Annotated in this window: 17 protein-coding genes and 1 tRNA gene; 2 read left to right on the top strand and 16 right to left on the bottom strand. The window is 38.3% G+C overall.

The annotated features are described in order from the left end of the window. Positions 1 to 22: 22 nt before the first annotated feature. From ESV24_RS05540 to ESV24_RS05475, 14 genes are all read right to left on the bottom strand, one after another. On the bottom strand, positions 23 to 1,465 hold the full coding sequence (locus ESV24_RS05540; protein WP_111814609.1) for a SusD/RagB family nutrient-binding outer membrane lipoprotein: 1,443 nt from the start codon (positions 1,463 to 1,465) through the stop codon (positions 23 to 25). Between the two features lie 89 nt (positions 1,466 to 1,554). Continuing rightward, on the bottom strand, positions 1,555 to 4,761 hold the full coding sequence (locus ESV24_RS05535) for a SusC/RagA family TonB-linked outer membrane protein (protein ID WP_111814611.1): 3,207 nt from the start codon (positions 4,759 to 4,761) through the stop codon (positions 1,555 to 1,557). Between the two features lie 82 nt (positions 4,762 to 4,843). Next, complete coding sequence (locus ESV24_RS05530) at positions 4,844 to 5,530, bottom strand: DUF2064 domain-containing protein (RefSeq protein ID WP_111814612.1); 687 nt, start codon at positions 5,528 to 5,530, stop codon at positions 4,844 to 4,846. Positions 5,531 to 5,606: 76 nt separating this feature from the next. Next, on the bottom strand, positions 5,607 to 6,683 hold the full coding sequence (gene arsS / locus ESV24_RS05525; protein WP_111814614.1) for an arsenosugar biosynthesis radical SAM (seleno)protein ArsS: 1,077 nt from the start codon (positions 6,681 to 6,683) through the stop codon (positions 5,607 to 5,609). Between the two features lie 60 nt (positions 6,684 to 6,743). Then, positions 6,744 to 7,082: an arsenosugar biosynthesis-associated peroxidase-like protein gene (locus ESV24_RS05520; protein ID WP_111814616.1), complete on the bottom strand. Its 339-nt coding sequence runs from the start codon at positions 7,080 to 7,082 to the stop codon at positions 6,744 to 6,746. Between the two features lie 112 nt (positions 7,083 to 7,194). Beyond that, complete coding sequence (locus ESV24_RS05515; RefSeq protein WP_111814618.1) at positions 7,195 to 7,950, bottom strand: DUF481 domain-containing protein; 756 nt, start codon at positions 7,948 to 7,950, stop codon at positions 7,195 to 7,197. A gap of 105 nt (positions 7,951 to 8,055) precedes the next feature. Then, positions 8,056 to 8,958, bottom strand: coding sequence for a tryptophan 2,3-dioxygenase family protein (locus ESV24_RS05510; protein WP_111814620.1), 903 nt, complete (start codon positions 8,956 to 8,958; stop codon positions 8,056 to 8,058). 170 nt (positions 8,959 to 9,128) lie between these two features. After that, positions 9,129 to 11,240 carry a peptidylprolyl isomerase gene (locus ESV24_RS05505; RefSeq protein ID WP_111814622.1) on the bottom strand — a complete coding sequence of 704 codons (2,112 nt, stop codon included), beginning with the start codon at positions 11,238 to 11,240 and terminating at the stop codon, positions 9,129 to 9,131. Between the two features lie 192 nt (positions 11,241 to 11,432). After that, entirely contained in the window at positions 11,433 to 12,686 is a 1,254-nt protein-coding gene (locus tag ESV24_RS05500; RefSeq protein ID WP_111814624.1) for a hemolysin family protein, read from the bottom strand. Between the two features lie 71 nt (positions 12,687 to 12,757). Then, complete coding sequence (locus ESV24_RS05495; protein WP_111814626.1) at positions 12,758 to 12,952, bottom strand: hypothetical protein; 195 nt, start codon at positions 12,950 to 12,952, stop codon at positions 12,758 to 12,760. Next, entirely contained in the window at positions 12,942 to 13,520 is a 579-nt protein-coding gene (lptC, locus tag ESV24_RS05490; protein ID WP_111814628.1) for an LPS export ABC transporter periplasmic protein LptC, read from the bottom strand. The genes ESV24_RS05495 and lptC overlap by 11 nt, the downstream gene beginning before the upstream one ends. 2 nt (positions 13,521 to 13,522) lie before the next feature. Further along, entirely contained in the window at positions 13,523 to 14,890 is a 1,368-nt protein-coding gene (locus ESV24_RS05485) for a tetratricopeptide repeat protein (protein WP_235003980.1), read from the bottom strand. A 19-nt stretch (positions 14,891 to 14,909) separates the two neighbouring features. Continuing rightward, a complete protein-coding gene (gene bamG, locus ESV24_RS05480) occupies positions 14,910 to 16,148 on the bottom strand; it encodes a BamG family beta-barrel-assembly machinery protein (protein ID WP_111814630.1) in 1,239 nt (412 codons plus the stop codon). Next, the gene (locus ESV24_RS05475; RefSeq protein WP_111814632.1) at positions 16,148 to 16,876 is read right to left on the bottom strand and encodes a type III pantothenate kinase; all 729 of its coding nucleotides are present in this window, start codon (positions 16,874 to 16,876) and stop codon (positions 16,148 to 16,150) included. Before ESV24_RS05475 ends, bamG begins: the two co-directional genes overlap by 1 nt. 144 nt (positions 16,877 to 17,020) lie before the next feature. Here ESV24_RS05475 and ESV24_RS05470 point away from each other — a divergent pair. After that, positions 17,021 to 17,093, top strand: a tRNA-Phe gene (locus tag ESV24_RS05470). A gap of 61 nt (positions 17,094 to 17,154) precedes the next feature. On the opposite strand, the gene ESV24_RS05465 is transcribed toward ESV24_RS05470, so the two are convergent. Then, a complete protein-coding gene (locus ESV24_RS05465; RefSeq protein ID WP_111814634.1) occupies positions 17,155 to 18,057 on the bottom strand; it encodes a GYDIA family GHMP kinase in 903 nt (300 codons plus the stop codon). A gap of 49 nt (positions 18,058 to 18,106) precedes the next feature. Between ESV24_RS05465 and ESV24_RS05460 the strand changes: the two genes are divergently transcribed. Further along, the gene (locus tag ESV24_RS05460; protein WP_111814636.1) at positions 18,107 to 18,418 is read left to right on the top strand and encodes a hypothetical protein; all 312 of its coding nucleotides are present in this window, start codon (positions 18,107 to 18,109) and stop codon (positions 18,416 to 18,418) included. Here ESV24_RS05460 and ESV24_RS05455 read toward each other — a convergent pair. After that, positions 18,413 to 18,694, bottom strand: coding sequence for a type II toxin-antitoxin system RelE/ParE family toxin (locus ESV24_RS05455; RefSeq protein WP_111814638.1), 282 nt, complete (start codon positions 18,692 to 18,694; stop codon positions 18,413 to 18,415). The two genes, ESV24_RS05460 and ESV24_RS05455, sit on opposite strands and share 6 nt — an antisense overlap. Positions 18,695 to 18,718: the final 24 nt, after the last annotated feature.

The following is an 18,718-nucleotide window of genomic DNA, read 5'->3' as shown; positions in this document are numbered from 1 at the left end:
TTGGGAGGGGCTAGGGGTGGGACTATTCATCCCACCAAACTGGGAAATTGATGCTATTGCCATCTGTGTTTGATGCCGCTTCATTATAATTATCTGCATTCAATGCCTGTTCTTCTGCGGGATACGGCATTCTTACCGGGATTAAACCGTCGTTCAAACTTGCTGCAACAGGTTTTAGCATTGGGAAACCTGTACGTCGATATTCCACCCAACCTTCGTAACCGTTGATGATGTTTGCAATCCACTTTTGGGTAACAATTTGCTGAATGGGAGTTGTGCCGGACGCATCAAAAGCGGCGGGGCCGGTTAAATAATCTGGAGGCAGCGGCGCATTCCAATATTCAAATGCCAGCGTTACGCCAGTTTCGTATAAATCTTTTGCATTTGCAGTAATCAAACCTTTTTGCGCGGCTTCGGCCAAATTGAGATAGGTTTCCCAGGCGGTCAGAAAGTTGGCGTCGAGCGTTGAAGTATCTTCGCGGAAAATGGTACCCGCAAGCGAATAATCCGACAATTCTATGGAAGTGTTTGAGGCGTCAATTCCGTTTATCAGGCCATTAAATTCGCCATTTGTTGAATTTTGAAAAGGACGAAAAAACGCATCAATTCTATCGTCGTTAAAGCCGAGCATGATATCTTCCATAGTTTCCGAAAGCACAAAGTTGTTAAAATCGCCCACGCGGAGTTTTGCCAAACGGAATCGGTTCGGATCTGTATTTGTAAAATTGAAAATTGCATTTTCAGAATTACTTTGAATGTAATTTCCAGAACTGTAAATGGCTTGCAGTTGTGCCGAAACATCAATTTTTCCTGAAATTCTCAACAATGCTTTTATTTTCAAAGCGTTTGCAAACTTTACCCAACCGTCCAAATTTCCGTTGAAAAGTATATCGCCTTCCAGCGGAAGTACATCGTTGTAATTGTTGATTGCGGCAATGCCTTTGTTGAGATTATCCAAAATTCCGCCATCGGCCAAGTAAATGTCTTCCTGTTTATCGTATTTCGGCGTGACAGTTCCATTTACACCATTGAAAGCTTCAATGTAAGGAACATCGCCAAAAAGATCGGTCAATCCTGCTGCCATATAAGCTTTCATAATTAGGGCAGGCCCTTCGTAAACTGCGTAGGTTTGCACCGTTTGCGCTTGGTTTAATAAAATCTCGTTATCGCGAAGGTTTACGTAAAAAACTGGCCAAGGATTTCCACCCAATTGCGGCGATTTCAACGCGTGTCGGTCAAAAAGGTTAAAGTCAATCGCTGTTCTGTGCTGCGAAAGTAAATCGCCGGCCACGAAACCTTCGTAGCTCATCTGTTCGCCAAAATCATAAATTACCTGTCGAAGCAAAAGACTTGGCTGCACGCTATTCGGTGCGTTTGGGTTCGTATTTATTTCCTCAAAATCTTTGGTACATCCGCTTGCAAAAAGCAGGCAAACCAAGCTGAAAATGTATAATTTGTTTTTCATAATTTATTGTTTTATGTTAAGAGTCCTCCCCAACCCCTCCAAAGGAGGGGCTTTTGTTCCCCTCCCTTCGGGAGGGGTTAGGGGTGGGTCTAAAATGTTAATCCCGCTTTAAATCCAATACTTCTGGTTGAAGCATAACTCATATCCTCAACACCGCTTACAAAACCAGTTCCCTGCACGGCGAGTTGTTCGGGATCAAAATGGGGAATGTCGCTAATGGCAAATATGTTTCTTCCAATTATGGAAAAATCGATCGCCGCACCTTCGTCAAGACCCGCAAAACCCTTTCTGGTTTTGAAGGTGTAACCGATTGAAAACTGACGAAGCTTTAAATAGGAAGCGTCGTATGTATTGTTTTCTTCGTGGTTTCTATCGTAAAACTGACGATAATAACTTTCGGCGGAAACTGCTGTGGTATTTGGAACGTAATTTGGATTTTCTTCTGTTCCAATATTTACAACACCTTGCGGAATTATATCGCCTCTGTCACCAGCAGTTTCTGCGAGTTGACCGCCAACAGTTGCCAAAGCACGGGTTCGTGAAACCAACTCTCCACCTTGACGCCAATCGAACAAAAAACCAAGATTCCAGTTTTTATAGGTGAAAGTATTGTTCCAGCCCAAAATAAAATCAGGATTGTAATTTCCTATTTTTTTCAGCGTATTATCAGCAATATATCTCCCTTCGGAAGTAAGGATGAAATCGCCATTTTCATTTTTCAAATAACCTGTTCCGTAGATATCGCCAATTTCGCCACCTTCTTCCACTTGAAACCAAACGGTTTGGTTGGCACTGTCATAAATTCTACTGTAAGCCAGCGTTAACCTGCCATCTGTCTGCGGAAGCTCTTCCACCACCGCTTTGTTTTTACTGAAGTTGAAGGTGCTATTCCAACTGAAATTTCCAGTTTTTACGGGAATTATATCTGCAACCAATTCAATTCCCTGAGAGCGAACTTTTCCGCCGTTTACAACTTGTTGGTTGTAACCAGAAGAAATAGCAATCGGCAGCGAAATAATTTGATCTTTGGTCAAAGCATTGTAATAGGTAAAATCGAAATTCAATCTATCTCTAAAAAAACGAATGTCCGCGCCTACTTCATACGAAGTAACCTGCTCGGGTTTCAAATTGGAATTCGGTATAAAGTTTTGGTCGCTGAAAGTTGGCTGACCCAAATATGGGGTTTGCGAAACAAATGCTCCCGAAGTTTGGTACGGATTGGTATCATTCCCAACTTGGGCGATGCTTCCGCGCAATTTTGCGAAGGAAATAACCCTCGGAAGTTTCGCCGCATTTGAAAGTATAAAACTCAACGAAGCCGAAGGATAAAAGAACGAAGTGCCATCCACAGAAAAAGGTGTAGCCAAAGCGCTGGACCAATCATTACGGGCGGTTATATCCAAATATGCAATATCCTTAAAACCGAATTTTGCGATTCCGTAAAATGAATTAATCCTTTTCTGTGATTCAAACTGAAAAACCTCGATTGGCGACGCGGCGTTGTTCAAACTGAAAATTCCAGGTTGTGCCAAATTCAAAGCTTGCGATTGTTTGGTTGAAGCTGTTTGGTCCAATCTATTGCCTCCAGCAGAAATATCAAAAGAGAAATTTCCGAAGAGCTTGTTATAGTTGATCAAAAAGTCTGTGTTTACTTCCCTGTAAAAAACATCGTCCTCAGCATAAGCACCATTTTTAAAGCGATTACTGCTGTAAGCTCTTCGGAATTCGCGATTTTCTGAGGAATAATCCATTCCTGTTCGCAAGGAAACACTCAAGTGTTGTGAAAGATTCTGCCTGATTGAAACATTCCCAAAAACGCGATCGCGATTAAATGAGTTTCTGTTTTCAAGTAAAGTGAAATATGGGTTGTCGAAATAGGTATAATTGAAGGAATAATGCTGCACATTTTCCAAACCGGGCTGCCAATACTGTTTCATATTTTCAATATTCAACGAGCGCGGACCCCAGGCTATCAAAGCGTAATTCACGTTTTCACTACCATAGCCATTGGACGGGCGATTGTCGCTGTTTGAATTTACGTAACTCATGGAAGTTGTAATTTCGGTTTTAGCGGTTGGTCGAAATGTTAGGTTTGCCGCAACCGTTTGCCGGTCAAGATTTACACCGGGAATGATGGATTCGCTTCTTAAATCTGTAAAGGAAAGGCGATAATTTCCGTTTCCGAAGTTATCCGAAACAGATACATTGTTAATGGTAGTAATCCCCGTTTTGTAGAAATCCTTCAAATTATCGGGATGTGAAACAAAGGGGGTTGCAGTAATGGGTAGTCCGTCGTATAGCGAAGTATCACCACCTCGAACCACCGTTCCATCGGGCAAATAAACTGGACTGTCATATTGCGGAATTAAATTTCCCACATCCAACCTCGGTCCCCAGGAATAACTGATAAGGTCATTTGTTCCGCCACCCAGCCCGTCAACGTATTCAAACTGTCCGGAATTTCCCTGCCCGTATTCATTTTGAAATTTTGGTAATTTGAACGCAGTATCCACAAAAAGGGATGTGTTGACGCTGATGCCCATTCCCTTGGCTTTGCTGCCGTCTTTGGTCTCTATTACAATCACGCCGTTTGCGGCACGTGTTCCGTAAAGAGCTGCGGCCGTTGGGCCTTTTAGAACGGTGACAGATTCAATATCGTCTGGGTTTACTTCCATCGCGCCGTTCCCAAAATCTATTTCCTGAAATCCGGCTGCGGCTTCGTTCGTTACGTTAAAAACAGTGTTGTTGTTTATAGGCGTGCCATCAATCACAAAAAGTGGATTGTTGTTTGAAAAGGAAGCTTCGCCCCGAATGGTGATTTTTGAAGAAGAACCCACACCGGTAGCACCTTGGGTTATGGTAACGCCAGCCAACTTCCCTGCAAGATTGTCGAGAAAGTTAACCGATTTTACTTCAGAAATTTCTTCCGACTTCAGCGCTTGAACGGTGTAACCTAACTCTTTTGTTTCGCGTTTTACACCGAGTGCCGTTACCACCACCTCATCAAGATCGGTAGTAGTTTCAGCCAAAACAACGTTTATTGTAGTTCTATTTTCAACTGAAACGGTTTGTGCGGCGTAACCAATTGCGGAGAATTTAAGTTTGTCATTTTCGGAAACTGAAATGGAATAATTCCCGTTTTCATCGGTGGTTGTTGCTTTGCCATTACTCGCCTGTATTGTTACAAACGGAATAGTGATATCATCAACCGCCGAGGTCACCGTGCCGGTAACGGTGGTTTGGGCGTAGCTGTAAATAGAAAAAAACAGCAATACGCATAAGTATATGTGCTTCATAAATTGTGATTAGTTAGAAAAGGATTTTCACAGACCTGTGGATTGTTTCATTCTTCGCAATGACTGACAGGTTTTTTAAAAATTAAATATGAAGCAATAGGGGAGAGCCTTTGTTGAGTTTTATTTCTTTCGAAGTATTTTGAAAGAAGAAAGGCGAAAATGAAATTGTATTTTTTTCTGAAGAAAATAGGGAAAGAAGAATCTTTTTAAGATTAACGCCAATATTTCTGAAACCATTTAAAACTGATTCAACGTCAGTAATGGAATCAATATCGGCAAACATTTTCAGAAAAACGATCTTAATTCTCTGAGCGGCGAGCAAGCGCGAAATGTGCTTCGTCAACTGTGAAGTTTGCCATGGTAGTTTTAAAAAGGTTTCAACGTTGAATTGGGATCTGTTCAATCCCATCATATAATATCCCCCATCTTTAGAAGGCCCTAAAATGATGGGGCTGTATTCCAGTTTTTTGGCGGTTTCAATTAATTGTGAAGTCTTTAGTTGGGGCGTATCATTCCCAATGGTAATAACATTTTCGAAACCTTGATTATAGACAAACTGGATTGCATTGGTATATCTTTCGCCAAAAGTTGTACCTAGCTGCTCATCTTCAGAAAAAAGAAAATAGGGCAGGCCGCTGCGTTTTACTTTTTGTAATGTCTGTTTATTGAGCTCATCAAAAAGCGCCGACGATTTTGGGAACGGTTTGTTTACGGCCTCTTGTTGGGCCGAATTCGCAAATATTAGTATGGCGGTTTTTTTAGTATTCAAGGTTTAAAATTCGATATTTAAGGTTTGTTGCGATAACAAAATAATTTGGTTTCGTCGAATCCCTAATCCCTAATCCCTAATCTGCAACTGCTCCTTGGCAACTGCTTCCGGCACCGGCGGTACAACCGTAGCAATGTTGGGAGATTATAATTTTTCTATCGTTTAAAATATCTTCGTTGTATTCTGAAATGTGTTGGATTTTGCTCGCAACCTTCAATTCCAGCATTTGGTTAAAATCGCAATCGTATAGAAACCCATCCCAACTTATTGAAATTGTATTTCGACACATCACGTTTTTAACTGCGGCGGGATTGTAGGCTTCAACCAATGAATACATATAGTCCTCATAATTTTCCGAAGCAATCAAATAATCCAAAAATCTGGAAACGGGAAGGTTTGTAATGGCGAAAAGATTGTGAAAATGAATGCCAAAATCTTCAAGTAAAGCGTGTTTAAATTCCTTTTCCATACTTGCTTGATCGCCGGGTAAATAGGCACCACTTGGATTGTAAACCAAATCCAATCGGAGATCACTTTCAGGCATTCCGTAGCCTACAGCATTCAATTCCTGCAACGCTTTTATTGAAAGGTCAAAAACGCCTTCGCCTCTTTGTTTATCGGTTTTTCCTCGCGTCCAGTGCGGCATGCTGCTAACGACGTGCACATTGTGGTTTTTGAAAAATTCCGGTAAATCGTAATATTTTTTATTTGCACGAATGATGGTAAGATTACTTCGAACAATAAAATCCTTGATTCCGGCTTTGCTCGCTTCATCAACAAACCATCGAAAATCGGGGTTCATTTCTGGGGCGCCGCCGGTTAGATCCAACGTGTGCGCACCTGTGTTTTTTATTACATCCAAACACTGCTGCATCGTTTCGCGTGTCATAATTTCCTTTCGATCAGGGCCGGCATCTACGTGGCAGTGTTCGCAAACTTGGTTGCACATATAGCCAACATTTATTTGTAGGATCTCCAATTTATTTGGACGGAGCGGAAATTGGTTTGTTTCCCTTATTTTTTCAGAAAAAAGGGGAAGCTCTCCATTGGCGAAGATGCCGTTGGAAAGTTTTTCGAGTTGTTTGTTTGCCACTGCGAGTTCGCTGTGGCGTTTATGAAGGGATTGCTGTTTTTTCTTTTTTTCTTTTAGCATAGAATTTTTATCGAATGGTATTCTAATAAATTATTCGCAGGCTCACGATTAATCGCGCGCCTACATTTCTAATTTGTTCACTTTATTCATCATCATCACTCCGTGAACCAAGGTTGCGCCGCTTTTTATGGCCGCGCCCACGTGGATGGCTTCCATCATTTCTTCTTTGGTTACGCCTCTTTGTAAAGTGTCTTTTGTATAAGCATCAATGCAGTATGGGCACTGTTCGGTATGAGCCACGGCTAAGGCTATCAAAGCTTTTTCTCGTGCCGTGAGCGCACCTTCCTCGAAAACTTTTCCGTAGTAATCAAAAAATTTATCGCCGAGTTCTTTGCTCCATTCGGTAATATTTCCAAATTTTCTTAGGTCAGCAGGGTCATAGTAGTTGTTGGCAGCCATGGATGATTTTTGTTATAGTTACGAAGTTGAACCTGTTTTGGTTTTTCAACAGTTGTAAATATAGGCAAGTAGTCTTTCAATTAAAGAATTGCTTGCTAAAGTTATTAAACTTTTAATCAAAAGAATAAACAAAGCCGCTTTCCAAATTGTATTGTGAATTGGGAATTCCTACCGCCGGAGTTTCGTCATAAATAAAGGTGTAAGTTGTTTTAAAAGCAAAATTCTTAAAAAGATCAATCAGCAGGGAGCTTTGATTGGAAACGCGATAATCGCCAAAATCCTTAATTTTTGGTTGGTAATAGGTAGTGCTAATAATGCTGAGGGTTTTGGTTGGGTATAAGCTGAAGGAAAGATAGGAAGTACTTCTAAGGTCCCTTTGAATTGGAGTGACGCCATCGCTCAGTTCTTCCTGTTCATACATTATATGGGTTCCTAAATAGAATTTATAACTTTCAGAGGTTGTTAATTTAAACCTTGGACCGGTTCCTACAAGTCCTCTAAAATTTATTTTTGAGACTTTGTTATATTGTGCCTGCCCGAATATTTCCCAAGCAATTCGAGGATGAAATTTGTAGTTGTACCGAAGGTGTGTTATTCCTGCATTTTCAAATTTATTGCCTTCAATATTTTTCAACTCAATATCATTTTTTAGCAATACTAAATGCTTATTCATTTTATACTGAATGTGAATACTGTTGCTAAAACTGAAATATTCATTCACATCTCGTTTCAATGAAAAATTGAGGCTGGTGGAACCAGAAAAACCCGAAGTGTCCGTTACTTTACGAAGTGATTCAGCATTTAGTATCTGTGATTTTACCGTAAATGAAAAGCTTATTAGGAAGAGTACTAGTATATATTTCATCATTTTTTTAATTGGATAATCTTTTAGAAATAATGAAAAGGTTTGGATAGGAGAGAATTATTTTTTCAAAGAAGATTTCAATATTCAAAATTTACGAATCCCGAATAACTATTCCCCCCAATTCGCGATTTCTTCTTCAGACCAAAGCTCTGGAAAAAACTTGCGCTGCTGGTATTTTGGGTGCAGGTATTTTTGCCATTCTGAACCGCCTGTGGCAGTTTTGTTTTCGCCCCTGCTGTTTAAATAATGATTTGCTGTATCCAAATGAACTATTGGCCAAGCCACGTTGTAAAAATGGTCAAACTGTTTTAATTTATCTTTTAGCTCCTCAGAAGGATTCTGCATTTGCGCAACACGCTCTTCAAGGGTTTTGCCTTTTGTTTTTTCAGCCAAAGTTATAAAATCGGCTTCGTATTTTTCGATGAATTGGCGTAGGGTTAAAGTCATTTTTCCCGTTTTTCTGTTGTAGCCTGCATCTTTCCAGTAAATGTTTTCAAAGTAATCATTCGTCGAAGGATTAGGAGGCAATCGTTCTTGGCCTTGGCTGTTTACAAGGTTTTCAAGTTTGGTAGAGTATATTTCCAAAATACGGAATTGCGCACTTTGAAATCCACTTGCGGGCGTTAATGTAGCACGGAAAATATTGTAATCCTCATAGCTCATTCCGTCCTTCATAATATCGAAAGAGGTTATGAGCATCCGGGTGTAACGTTTCAATCTATCCATCTTAATTATCCAGATTTCTTCAGAAAGGTTTTCGCCCTCAGAAAGTTGTTTTATTTCGTGAATCATCATTTTCAATGTAAGCTCAGTAACCTGATGGTACATCACGAATATTTCTTCATCCTTAAAATCAGTACGGGTTTTTTGAAGTGAAAGCAGGGTATCCACCTGAATATAATCCCAATAATTTATTGGTTTGGCCTGCAAGAGGCCATTGAGATAGGTCTCAGGGTTTTCGCCTAGGCTTTTATATTTTTCTTCTATAGACTTTATAAGCTCGTTGTCCATTGGTGTTTTTTTAAATATGTTTTGGCAAGCACATGTTATAGCTGGCTTTTAAAACGTTTATAAAAATAACGGATTTTTTTGTCTTCATCAAGCAATCTAAAATCAGTTTTAAAGAAAAACCCCATTGCAAACTTTGCAATGGGGTTTTGAAAAAAATTATGTTTTGTAAATTAATAAAAAGTAGCACGGTTGTCTTCAATATCCGCTTTCTTTTTAAGTGCATTGTAAACCGCATTTTGAGATGCAGGGGCAACCTTGGCGCTTAGTTGGTTAGCGTAGTTTACATACGATTCCATTTTAGGCGCTGGATTGAAAGCGGTGGTCTTCACTTTGTAAACTCCATTCTTTCCATCAATTAACCCTGTGGACTCGCCTGGTTTGGTTCCGAAAGCGGCGCCTGCAACTTTTGCTTCGTTGGTAGCTCCAATCATAGGATTAGCCATTGTAACGCCCGTAGCGGTTTGAACTGTTACGCTTTGGTTTGTTGCAATTTCCTCTATAGTATTGCCAGATATGGACTCGCGTATTTTTTTTGCTTTTTTCTCCTTTATAAGAATTGGTTTAACAGCCGCAGAAGCTTGTTCAACACTCATTAAACCTTTAGCGTTTTTACGAGTTAACTGAGCAATTATATAACCTTCAGGCACGCTGAAACGTTTTATGTTTCCTACTTTGGTGTCTTCGTTAAAAGCCCAATTCACAATAGTGCGGTTTGCGCCAATTCCAGGAAGGTTTGCATCCATCTGGCCAAGATTGTTCACCGGTTTAACTTCGAGATTTTGAGCTTTTGCCAATTCTGAAAAATCGCCATCTTGTAAGGCTACTTCAAATTCTGAGGCTTTAAAAAAGACGTCGTCCGAAGTTTTTTTAGAAGCTTCAATGTTTTTTACAACAGTGGCAAGCTTAACAGCTTTTTTAGGTTCAGATTGTTTGCCCACTTCAATAACGTGAAAACCAAAATCACTTTCTACCAATCCAATAGTTCCGGTAGGGTTGCTGAAAATAAAATCATCAAACGTAGGTACCATTCTTCCAGGAGTTGAATTTCCTAAGTCTCCGCCGTTGTCTTTAGAGCTGTCGTCAGAAAATTCTGTGGCTAGGGCAGCAAATTTAGTTTTGTCTTTCTTAACAACATTCAAAATACTATCGGCTAGTTTTTTAGCTTCTTCCTTTGTTTTTGTAACCGTTTCTGGAGCGCGTAACGTACCTGCATAACGAATTAAGATATGCTTAGATTCTGAAGAATCAGGCATTCTTTTGGTTTCCAAAACCTTAGTTAGGTAAAATGAATTATCTACTTTGAAAGGACCATAAACATCGCCTTCGTTCAAATTGATAAGCGTGTCTGCAACCGTAGGTGGCAGCTGGCTTTTGAACATCCAAGCATCGTAATAAGGTACATCGGAATTTGTGTTTACGTACTCTTCGTAATCTTTTATGTTTCGGAAGCCTGGCAGGGTATCGTTAGCTTTTGTGTCTTGGTTGAATTCAACTTTACCGTTAAGCAAAGCAGAGGTTTCTGTTTTTGCTTCTTCTACATCTGCTTCGGAAGGCTCTTCAGAAAATATAACATATTGAATGTCTGCCTGTGCATCAACTTCGTAATCGCTTGGGTGAGCAGCAACATATTTTTTTATTTCGTCATCAGAAACTTTTACGTCCTCATCAGCAATTTTGTTGTACGGAATCATCACATAGTTAAAATTCAGGTTGTCATTTTGAAAATGATACTCTTGCTCACCTTCAGCAACTGTTGTGCGCAAACCGCCTTTTACCATATTAAAATACATACGTTGCAAAACCCCGTCAGCAGTGCTTTGCTCAAAATTTAGCCATTGTTGGTACATTTCAGGAGAAGAAGCTTTAATGCTCGCAATGTATTCCTGGATTTTACCGTCATCAACCTGTCCAGCTTCGTTTAAGAAAGTAGGGTTGTTTGCCAGAGAAGCTCTAAGGGCATCGTCCAGCTGTGCTTTTTCAACAGAAAGTCCAGCTTTTTCATACTGCTCTTCCAAAATTACACGGCGAAGTTCTCTATCCCAAACCATGTTTACGGCTTGTGAAGAATTAGCGTTTGGCCCCATGTTGCGCTGTGTAAGCTCCACTTCTTCCATAAAACTTTGTCTCGAAATGTCCGTGCCATTTATGGTGGCAATTGTATCCTGAACTTTTGAGCCGCCGCTTTTGGTTAATACATCGCTTAAAATAAAGGCGAAAAGTGCCAATGCAATGATGAGGATAAGAAATATCCCTCTTTTTCTAATACTGTTTAAGATTGCCATTTGATGTTTGTAATTTATATTTCTTCATTTCAATCTTGCGAATATGAAGAGTTTGGTTGTGATTTCCTTTTAGTTCCCAATAATTATAAGGTTTTGAAGGATTTATTTTTTTAGTTATTTAGTGGGCGAAAATACCATTTTCCTGCCATTAATAAAAAAGTATATTAAAAAAAGTGAGGAATAATTGAAAATCTAATCTTCGGAGGTGTTTTTTACTTCTACAAGTTCAATTTTTGTACTTGAAACTTCGAGAATTGTAAAGGTATAATCTTCTATTTCAACTGTTTCCCCTTTTTCTGGAATTTCTTCGGTGTGGTTTACTATTAGGCCACCCAAAGTTTCGTAGTTTTCGCTTTCCCCTAAATTCAGTTTATAGGTTTCGTTCAGGTAATCTACTTCCAAACGCGCAGAGAATTTATAATGGTTCTCCCCAAGTTCTTCTTCAATGAGCGCAATACTGTCGTGTTCATCTTCAATATCGCCAAAAAGTTCTTCAATAATATCTTCAACGGTAATAATACCGCTGGTTCCGCCGTACTCATCAATTACAACGGCTATACTTTTTCTTTTTTTGCTGAGAATGCCGAGTACATCTTTTACGAGCATTGTTTCCGGAACGAAAACCACGGGCATTAGCACTTTTTTTATACTTGCAGGTTTTTTAAAAAGCTCAAAGGAATGGACATAGCCCAAAATATCGTCTATATTTTCTTTGTAGATCAATATTTTTGAGAGTCCCGTTTCGGTAAAGATTTTAGCTAGCTCCTTTGGAGTTGTGTTAATATCTACCGCAACAACTTCGGTACGCGGAATCATTGCTTCGCGCGATTTTACTTCAGAAAAGTCAAGTGCGTTTTGGAATATTTGTATCTCTGAATCCATCTCTTGCTTAGTTTCGGCGATTTCCATTTGTTCAGAAATATAGTTTCCGAGTTCCAGCTTGCTAAAGCTTAGCTGTACCGTATCGCCTTCAGATTTGAAAACCAGTTTCAGGACCAAATCTGAAATCCAAATTACAAACTCAGAAATTAGCGAAAAAAGCACATAGAAGAAGTATGCTGGCACGGCGAAGATTTTCACCAAGCTATTGGCGTAAATTTGGAAGAAAACTTTTGGTAGAAATTCTGCGGTAAACAGAATTACAAGTGTAGAAATAATAGTCTGCACCAATAGACCAATGAAGCCTTCCAGCGGAATGTATTTCATGAGAAGATCTCCCATGAAAAAACCGTAAATAACCAGTGCTATATTGTTGCCGACCAGCATTGTGGCTATAAACTTAGAGGGTCGTCTGGTTATCTTTTTAAGAATACCCGCCAAAAATGTGTTTTGTTTCTTTTCAATTTCAATATGGATTTTGTTTGAAGAAACGTAGGCAATCTCCATACCTGAAAAGAAGGCGGAGAGTATTAACATTGTTATTATGATGATGATGCTGTAGTCCATTTAAAAATTTAAAGTTCAAGATTTAAGGTTGCAATTTCAATAATTTTGAATTTGAAACCCTAAAAATTGCATCATTCATTGCGTTTTTCTATTTTCTTTCTGAAATTTCTTCTGAAGAAAAACATAAAGATTGCGATAACAACGAAGAAAATATATAGATATGCCTTGTTTGGGTCGGTACTCCAGGTGTTTATCGCTTCGTAGGTAAAAAATACAGCAGCGATAATGTAGATGTATTCTATAAAACGTGATATTTTAGTTAGCATTTTCGATTTTGGTTTTGTCCACTAATTGTACTCCTTGGTTTTTTCTGGATAGAAAGGTAGTGAAATCTTCACTGCTGTCAAACCCAACTGCGCCATCATTATAGGAGCCATCCTTAAATTTTATTTGGTAAGCTTGGTCTGTAAAGACCCATTTGTTTTTTTGATCCCAATAAAGCTGGTTGGCTTTTAAAACCACGCTGTCTGCGGTAATAACTACTACATTTTTTTGTAAATCTACCAATCCGGTATTATCGAACTGTATGGCATAGTCTGCAGTTACCGTATTTTTTTTACCATCTTCATCCCAGAATCTTACTTCAATACCGTTGGGGAATTCTTTATACGGAAATTCTAAATTTGAATAATCGAGTAATTTAGTAGCCAAAAGATTGGTGACCAATTTCCCCGAGTCTGTGTATTTAAAATTAATGTCTTTTCCTTCGGCAATTGGAGCGCCATCGGAAAGGCTCATTTTCTTTACATTTTTATAATTGCCTTCACATGCAAAAAGCGTGATGACCAATACCAGGACCATCACGCTCTTAAACATATTTATTGTGGTGTACATTCTTATAAATTAGGAACCCGTACGCTTCCGCCAACCCAACATTTAAAGGTAACGGTCTTTCCAGCCATACCTTCAGAAAAGATGTCGCTTGCCTGTGGTGCTCGGGCTCTGTATGAACTTGCGGCGGCTCTTGCATTACCCGCAATTGTACCGTCCACACGGGCGGCTTTGTCCATCATGTCTGCGGCTAACCAGTACATTGCTCTTTTTTCAAAAACAGAGGTTCCGCAGTTGTTTGCACTGTCTGAATACATTGCGCCAATTTTATAATAAGCGATTCCTGCAGATGGCTTAGCATCAAGCATTTTGTTGTAGTAGTTTCTTGCAGTGCCAAAGCTTCCTTTTTTGCGATAGTTTTCAGCGATACTATAATAGATACGCGCTTTTTTGGAATTGTCTTTTTCAAGATCTGCAGCTTGGTTGAAGTATTCCAAAGCTTTTGAGGCTTTGCCTTCAGCTTCAGCTTGTTTACCCAATAGGTAAGCAGAAGTAGAACTAGGCTCCAATTCGTGAAGGCGCACGGCCAGTTTGTTTGTTAGTGGACTATCACAATCTTTTGCGTCTAGCCTATTACTTGCGGCTTTTATCCAATCAATATCGTTCTTTTTCTCTTCGTAATCTTTTTCATAAAGAGGAATAAGGTTAGGGCAATCAGCTAACTGACCTAACTTTCCATTCACGCTTTCTTCAACAGTTGCATATACGCCCAAGTTGTTTTCGTAAACATCTTTGGCACGTTGTTCTTTCTCTGTTAGGGCAGCTGTACCTGCTTCTTCTTTGTCCATTAAAGGAGTAAGTTTTGAGGCAAGACTGTTTTTTTCTGTATCTATTTTACTGATTACAACATCATAAAGGCTGAAAATTTCCTGTAAATCTTTTTCACCAGAATTTTGCAAATCTACAGCCAATGAGAAATAGGCATAAAGACTTTTTCCGCTAGTGAAGTCTGCAGGATGCTTTTTGAATGCATCATCAAAAGCCTTAAACTGCTCAGCTTTTGAACCGATGTTATTATCAAATTTTATTTGTGCAATAGTTGAAAGCACATCACCTTCTTTAGTTTGACTCGGGAAATTTTGCAATCTCAATTCCCAAGCTTGAATAAGGTCATTTAACTTACTTTTGTCGCCTTTTTCTTCCACAAAATATTCAAACATCTTCACACCATATTGGTAGATGGCAAGATTATAATTTGGACATTCTTTTATTAATTTTTCATAGAAGGGGAGTGCAGCTTCGTAGTTCTTTATCTTGGCAGGTTCGGTAAAGTATGATAATGTAATTGTACAATCATCTGGAGCCTGAGCAAAAGAGTTTCCTGTTACGGCAAGAAGTGCCATTGAAAATAATAGAATGAATTTTGTTTTCATGGTATTTAAGTTATTGGTATTAATCATATAATCTTTTTTCGAACCAACGGTCATTTAACGAGAAGCTTAAGAATGTGTTGAAAAAGTTTTCTTGGATCAAGCCAAAGTCGGTGGTTCCGCGTCTTCCGATTTCAAATCCTAAATTTGCGTTAGAGAATAATCGGCCTACGGGTAAACCTAATCCAAAAGATATGCCAAACTCGTTTATGTCTTGACCATTAACGTTCAATCCTGTTTGTTCATACCTCGCTCCAGCGCGGTAAACAACTCGTTTAAAGTAGTTTCCAAATGAATTATAATTTGGAATGTAATAACCTCCTAAACGAAATTTTGATGCATTTTTATAGATTACGTTATCTATATTAAAAGAACGATTTGTGAAATTACTAGTTTTTTGACTCGTATATTCTGCACCTATTCCCCAATATTTGGGTCTGCCAATACCTCCGCCAATGCTAAATTGTGAAGGAAAGGTGAAATCGGTATCGGCAACAGTAATTTCTCTTTCATCTATTGTAAATGTTCCTGCCGGGATTATAGATACGGTTTCGATTCTTCTAGAGTTTTCAGAAGTGAAACCAGTTCCTGGAGTAAATGTTACCGAGCCTGAAAGCTCAAGATCCTCAGTAATCATCTTTTTATACATTGCTCCAAAATTAAAACTGAAGCCCAAAACGTCCGACCTATTAAATGTACGGGTACCATACTGTACATCATTTTGTTGGGTAGTTGCCGTATTTTCTATTTTACCAAAGTTATAATTTGCATCAATTCCCAAACTCAATTCAGATGTAACTTGATACCCGAGTGAAAGGTAAGATTTATTCAAACCGCCACTTCCGGTATACTCCGTTAACCCATTGGGTAAATCAGAATAAAAATCATATCCCACGGAAGTGTATGGAATAACACCGAAGCCCATTCCAAATTTCCCCATAGGGATACCGATAGAAATATAATCTAGGGTGCTAGAAGATGTATTTTGGCTTTCGGTCTCATTTTTTTGCTTTGAAGCTTTGTGGCTTCCACCAACTGAAAAATTAACCAATCGCAAACTTGAATAAGAAGCAGGGTTTTGAAGGTTAAGGTGGATACTATCTGAAAAAACCCCCAGACCTCCCATAGATCTGTTTTCTACAGTTCCACGGAATTTTAGGGTTCCAATACCATAGAAAGAATATGGAGATGTGGTTCCTTCTTGGGCCAATGTTACACTAGAAATAAGTATAAATAAACCGACTACTATTTGTTTAAACATCAATGTTTGTTATATTCTAAAATATGGTTCAAGCCTTCCAATAAAAAATTTGAGTGGGCAAAGATGTCATTTTTTATGGTATCTCGCAAAAAATGTGCGTCTCCTCCTGTTAAAATAACTGTTAAATTCTTGTAATTATTATTGTAAGCTTCAATAAAGCCATCTATTTCGTACAACACTCCGTTCACTACGCCTGCGTGTATGCAACCTGCCGTACTATTTCCTGTTAATAATTTTGTGTTGTTTGCTTCCAATAAGGGTAATTTATCGGTGAAAGTATTTAACGATTTATAGCGCATTGCAATACCTGGCGATATAGCTCCGCCCAAATATTCATTTTGTGAGTTCAAAAAGTCGTAAGTAATACATGTTCCAGCATCTATCACTAAAACATTTTCCTTTTTGTATTGATCTGCAGCTGCACTCACTAGTGCAATACGGTCAATGCCTAGTGTATGCGGCGTAGCATAACAGTTTTTGAAAGATATTTTGGTCTCGTGATTTAAAATTAAAACATTGCAAAGCTGCTGCAGTTTTGAAAGTTGATGCTCAGAGAGATAGGCAACAGAAGATACGATGCCATTGATAATGTTCGGAAAGTTTTCAGAAATTTCGGTAAGTGTAGTTAAAAAATCTGTTTTCACACAACTTTTTTTATGCTTAAGTGTGCCAGCCTCAAATACACCAAGCTTTACCAGTGTGTTACCTACATCAATTACGAGATTCATTTTTTTGTATAAGGCGATAAAAATACAACTACGCTAATGAAGTAATTGTTAAGGCTCTATTAAATTGAAAAAAGAATATCTTTTATTTTTTTAATTATTGTTTTGCAAAAACGAAAATAGCTTTATATTTGCCGTCTTAATAATGGTGCCTTAGCTCAGTTGGTAGAGCAATGGACTGAAAATCCATGTGTCCCTAGTTCGATTCTTGGAGGCACCACATAATCCCCAGACGTATTGTTTGGGGGTTTTTTGTTTTTAAATTGTTCGTACTGAGATCATTAAAGTAACATTTCTTCGAAAGGAACAATAGTTTCGAACCCTTTCTTTCTAAAATAATCCATCTCAGAATCATTTCCAATAACCAAAACAAAATCCCCGCCCCAAGCGCCCAAGCTTTTGATTGTGCCTGGGTAATTGCTGAAAAGTTGCTCTTTAACTGTAGGAAGCTTTATAATTTCCGAAATAATCTGCTCATGAGCATTCATTAGCTTTTCAAAGTCTGATAGGGAATAACAAACTAACAATTTATTGCTGATGTCTGAAATTCTTTGAATTGATTTTTGTTCCACAGAAATATTTTTATACCTCGCAATTCCTTCTTTGCTATGCTGTTTTTGGTTTAAGTGAACAAAAAACAAACGGTCTGTAAAGTCCCAAGAAAGATTTATTTTCCTGAATTCAGGGATTTCATTTTTTAATTTATATAAAATAGGAGAATCATTTTGAGCGGCAGCAATGTCATAACCACTTCCGCCAAAACTATTGGCGAGCAAAGCGAAACCGTCCACTTCAGCCCATTGTGCAATATTATTTATTAAGGTTGATGAAGTGCCCAAGCCCCAATTTCGTGGAAAGTCTAGTTTTGTGGTTACTTGAATTCCTTCATTTTCAGAAAGAAAATCCGGATTCAGTTTTTTGGCTTGTTGAAGTATTTTCGATAAAATTTTCGAAATAGATTTTTCTGAATTTTTACTTTCGAAATTTTTTAAATCGAAAAAATCTTCAAACCAAACAGTGCCTTTTTCATCCAAACTCTTCCAGTGAATTCTTTCATTTTCTGAAATTTTAGCATCCAAAGATTGCCCAAATTTTGTGGGAATTGCCAAAGCCGTTGCGCCATCAAGCACTACGTATTCACCCGTGAGCAATAATTTTCCGTTGCTGTTAAAGGTTTTTTTCAAGAAATTTAATTAAATTTGTTCAATTATTTAATCCTAATAGTATTAAAATATGATAGCCTTAGTTAAGAAATATAATTCCTACATCGAAAGTTTGCCAAAGTTAATTGAAAATTCGGACTATAAAATGGATTTTTTTGTGAAAAAGTTGAGCATTAGCAAACCGACCTTGTATCGAAAATTAAGGGAGAACGCTTTTACAAACAATGAAGTTGAAATAATTACCGAAATATTATTTCCAAGAGAGATTATGCGAGAAGAAATGCTAGAAGGTATTGAACAAGGTAGGCAAGATTATCTTGAAGGAAGAACCAAAACCAGCAAAGAGGTTCGGGCAAATATTAATGCAAAATATAGATTATAACCAATAAGGATTTTTATAGTTGTTCCAAAAATTCATAAATACAAGATTATTGTTGTGGATTTCATAAAATAGGTAAATCTGTTTGACAATTAGAAGTTTATACAATTTTAATTCATCATCAAACCTTCCCAGATTAGGATTTTCCAAAAGTAATTTTTCCGCTTCCTCAGTTTTATTAATGAAGTTTAGTGCAACTTCAAGAGACCATCCCCCATAAAGGTAGGCAATATTACTGTCATAACTAAAATACGCCCTATCCGTCCAAACAATTTCCATATTTTCAAAGATAATATTCAAAAA

This window comes from Aequorivita lipolytica (assembly GCF_007997135.1).
Classification (GTDB): domain Bacteria; phylum Bacteroidota; class Bacteroidia; order Flavobacteriales; family Flavobacteriaceae; genus Aequorivita; species Aequorivita lipolytica.
This window is presented reverse-complemented; position numbering and strand designations above follow the sequence as displayed.

Bases quoted from the DNA above. Each gene is read 5' to 3' on its own strand.
- ESV24_RS05540 (WP_111814609.1), bottom strand. From the start codon at position 1,465: ATGAAAAACAAATTATACATTTTCAGCTTGGTTTGCCTGCTTTTTGCA.
- ESV24_RS05535 (WP_111814611.1), bottom strand. From the start codon at position 4,761: ATGAAGCACATATACTTATGCGTATTGCTGTTTTTTTCTATTTACAGC.
- arsS (WP_111814614.1), bottom strand. From the start codon at position 6,683: ATGCTAAAAGAAAAAAAGAAAAAACAGCAATCCCTTCATAAACGCCAC.
- ESV24_RS05520 (WP_111814616.1), bottom strand. From the start codon at position 7,082: ATGGCTGCCAACAACTACTATGACCCTGCTGACCTAAGAAAATTTGGA.
- ESV24_RS05515 (WP_111814618.1), bottom strand. From the start codon at position 7,950: ATGATGAAATATATACTAGTACTCTTCCTAATAAGCTTTTCATTTACG.
- ESV24_RS05510 (WP_111814620.1), bottom strand. From the start codon at position 8,958: ATGGACAACGAGCTTATAAAGTCTATAGAAGAAAAATATAAAAGCCTA.
- ESV24_RS05505 (WP_111814622.1), bottom strand. From the start codon at position 11,240: ATGGCAATCTTAAACAGTATTAGAAAAAGAGGGATATTTCTTATCCTC.
- ESV24_RS05500 (WP_111814624.1), bottom strand. From the start codon at position 12,686: ATGGACTACAGCATCATCATCATAATAACAATGTTAATACTCTCCGCC.
- ESV24_RS05495 (WP_111814626.1), bottom strand. From the start codon at position 12,952: ATGCTAACTAAAATATCACGTTTTATAGAATACATCTACATTATCGCT.
- lptC (WP_111814628.1), bottom strand. From the start codon at position 13,520: ATGTACACCACAATAAATATGTTTAAGAGCGTGATGGTCCTGGTATTG.
- ESV24_RS05485 (WP_235003980.1), bottom strand. From the start codon at position 14,890: ATGAAAACAAAATTCATTCTATTATTTTCAATGGCACTTCTTGCCGTA.
- bamG (WP_111814630.1), bottom strand. From the start codon at position 16,148: ATGTTTAAACAAATAGTAGTCGGTTTATTTATACTTATTTCTAGTGTA.
- ESV24_RS05475 (WP_111814632.1), bottom strand. From the start codon at position 16,876: ATGAATCTCGTAATTGATGTAGGTAACACACTGGTAAAGCTTGGTGTA.
- ESV24_RS05460 (WP_111814636.1), top strand. From the start codon at position 18,107: ATGATAGCCTTAGTTAAGAAATATAATTCCTACATCGAAAGTTTGCCA.
- ESV24_RS05455 (WP_111814638.1), bottom strand. From the start codon at position 18,694: ATGGAAATTGTTTGGACGGATAGGGCGTATTTTAGTTATGACAGTAAT.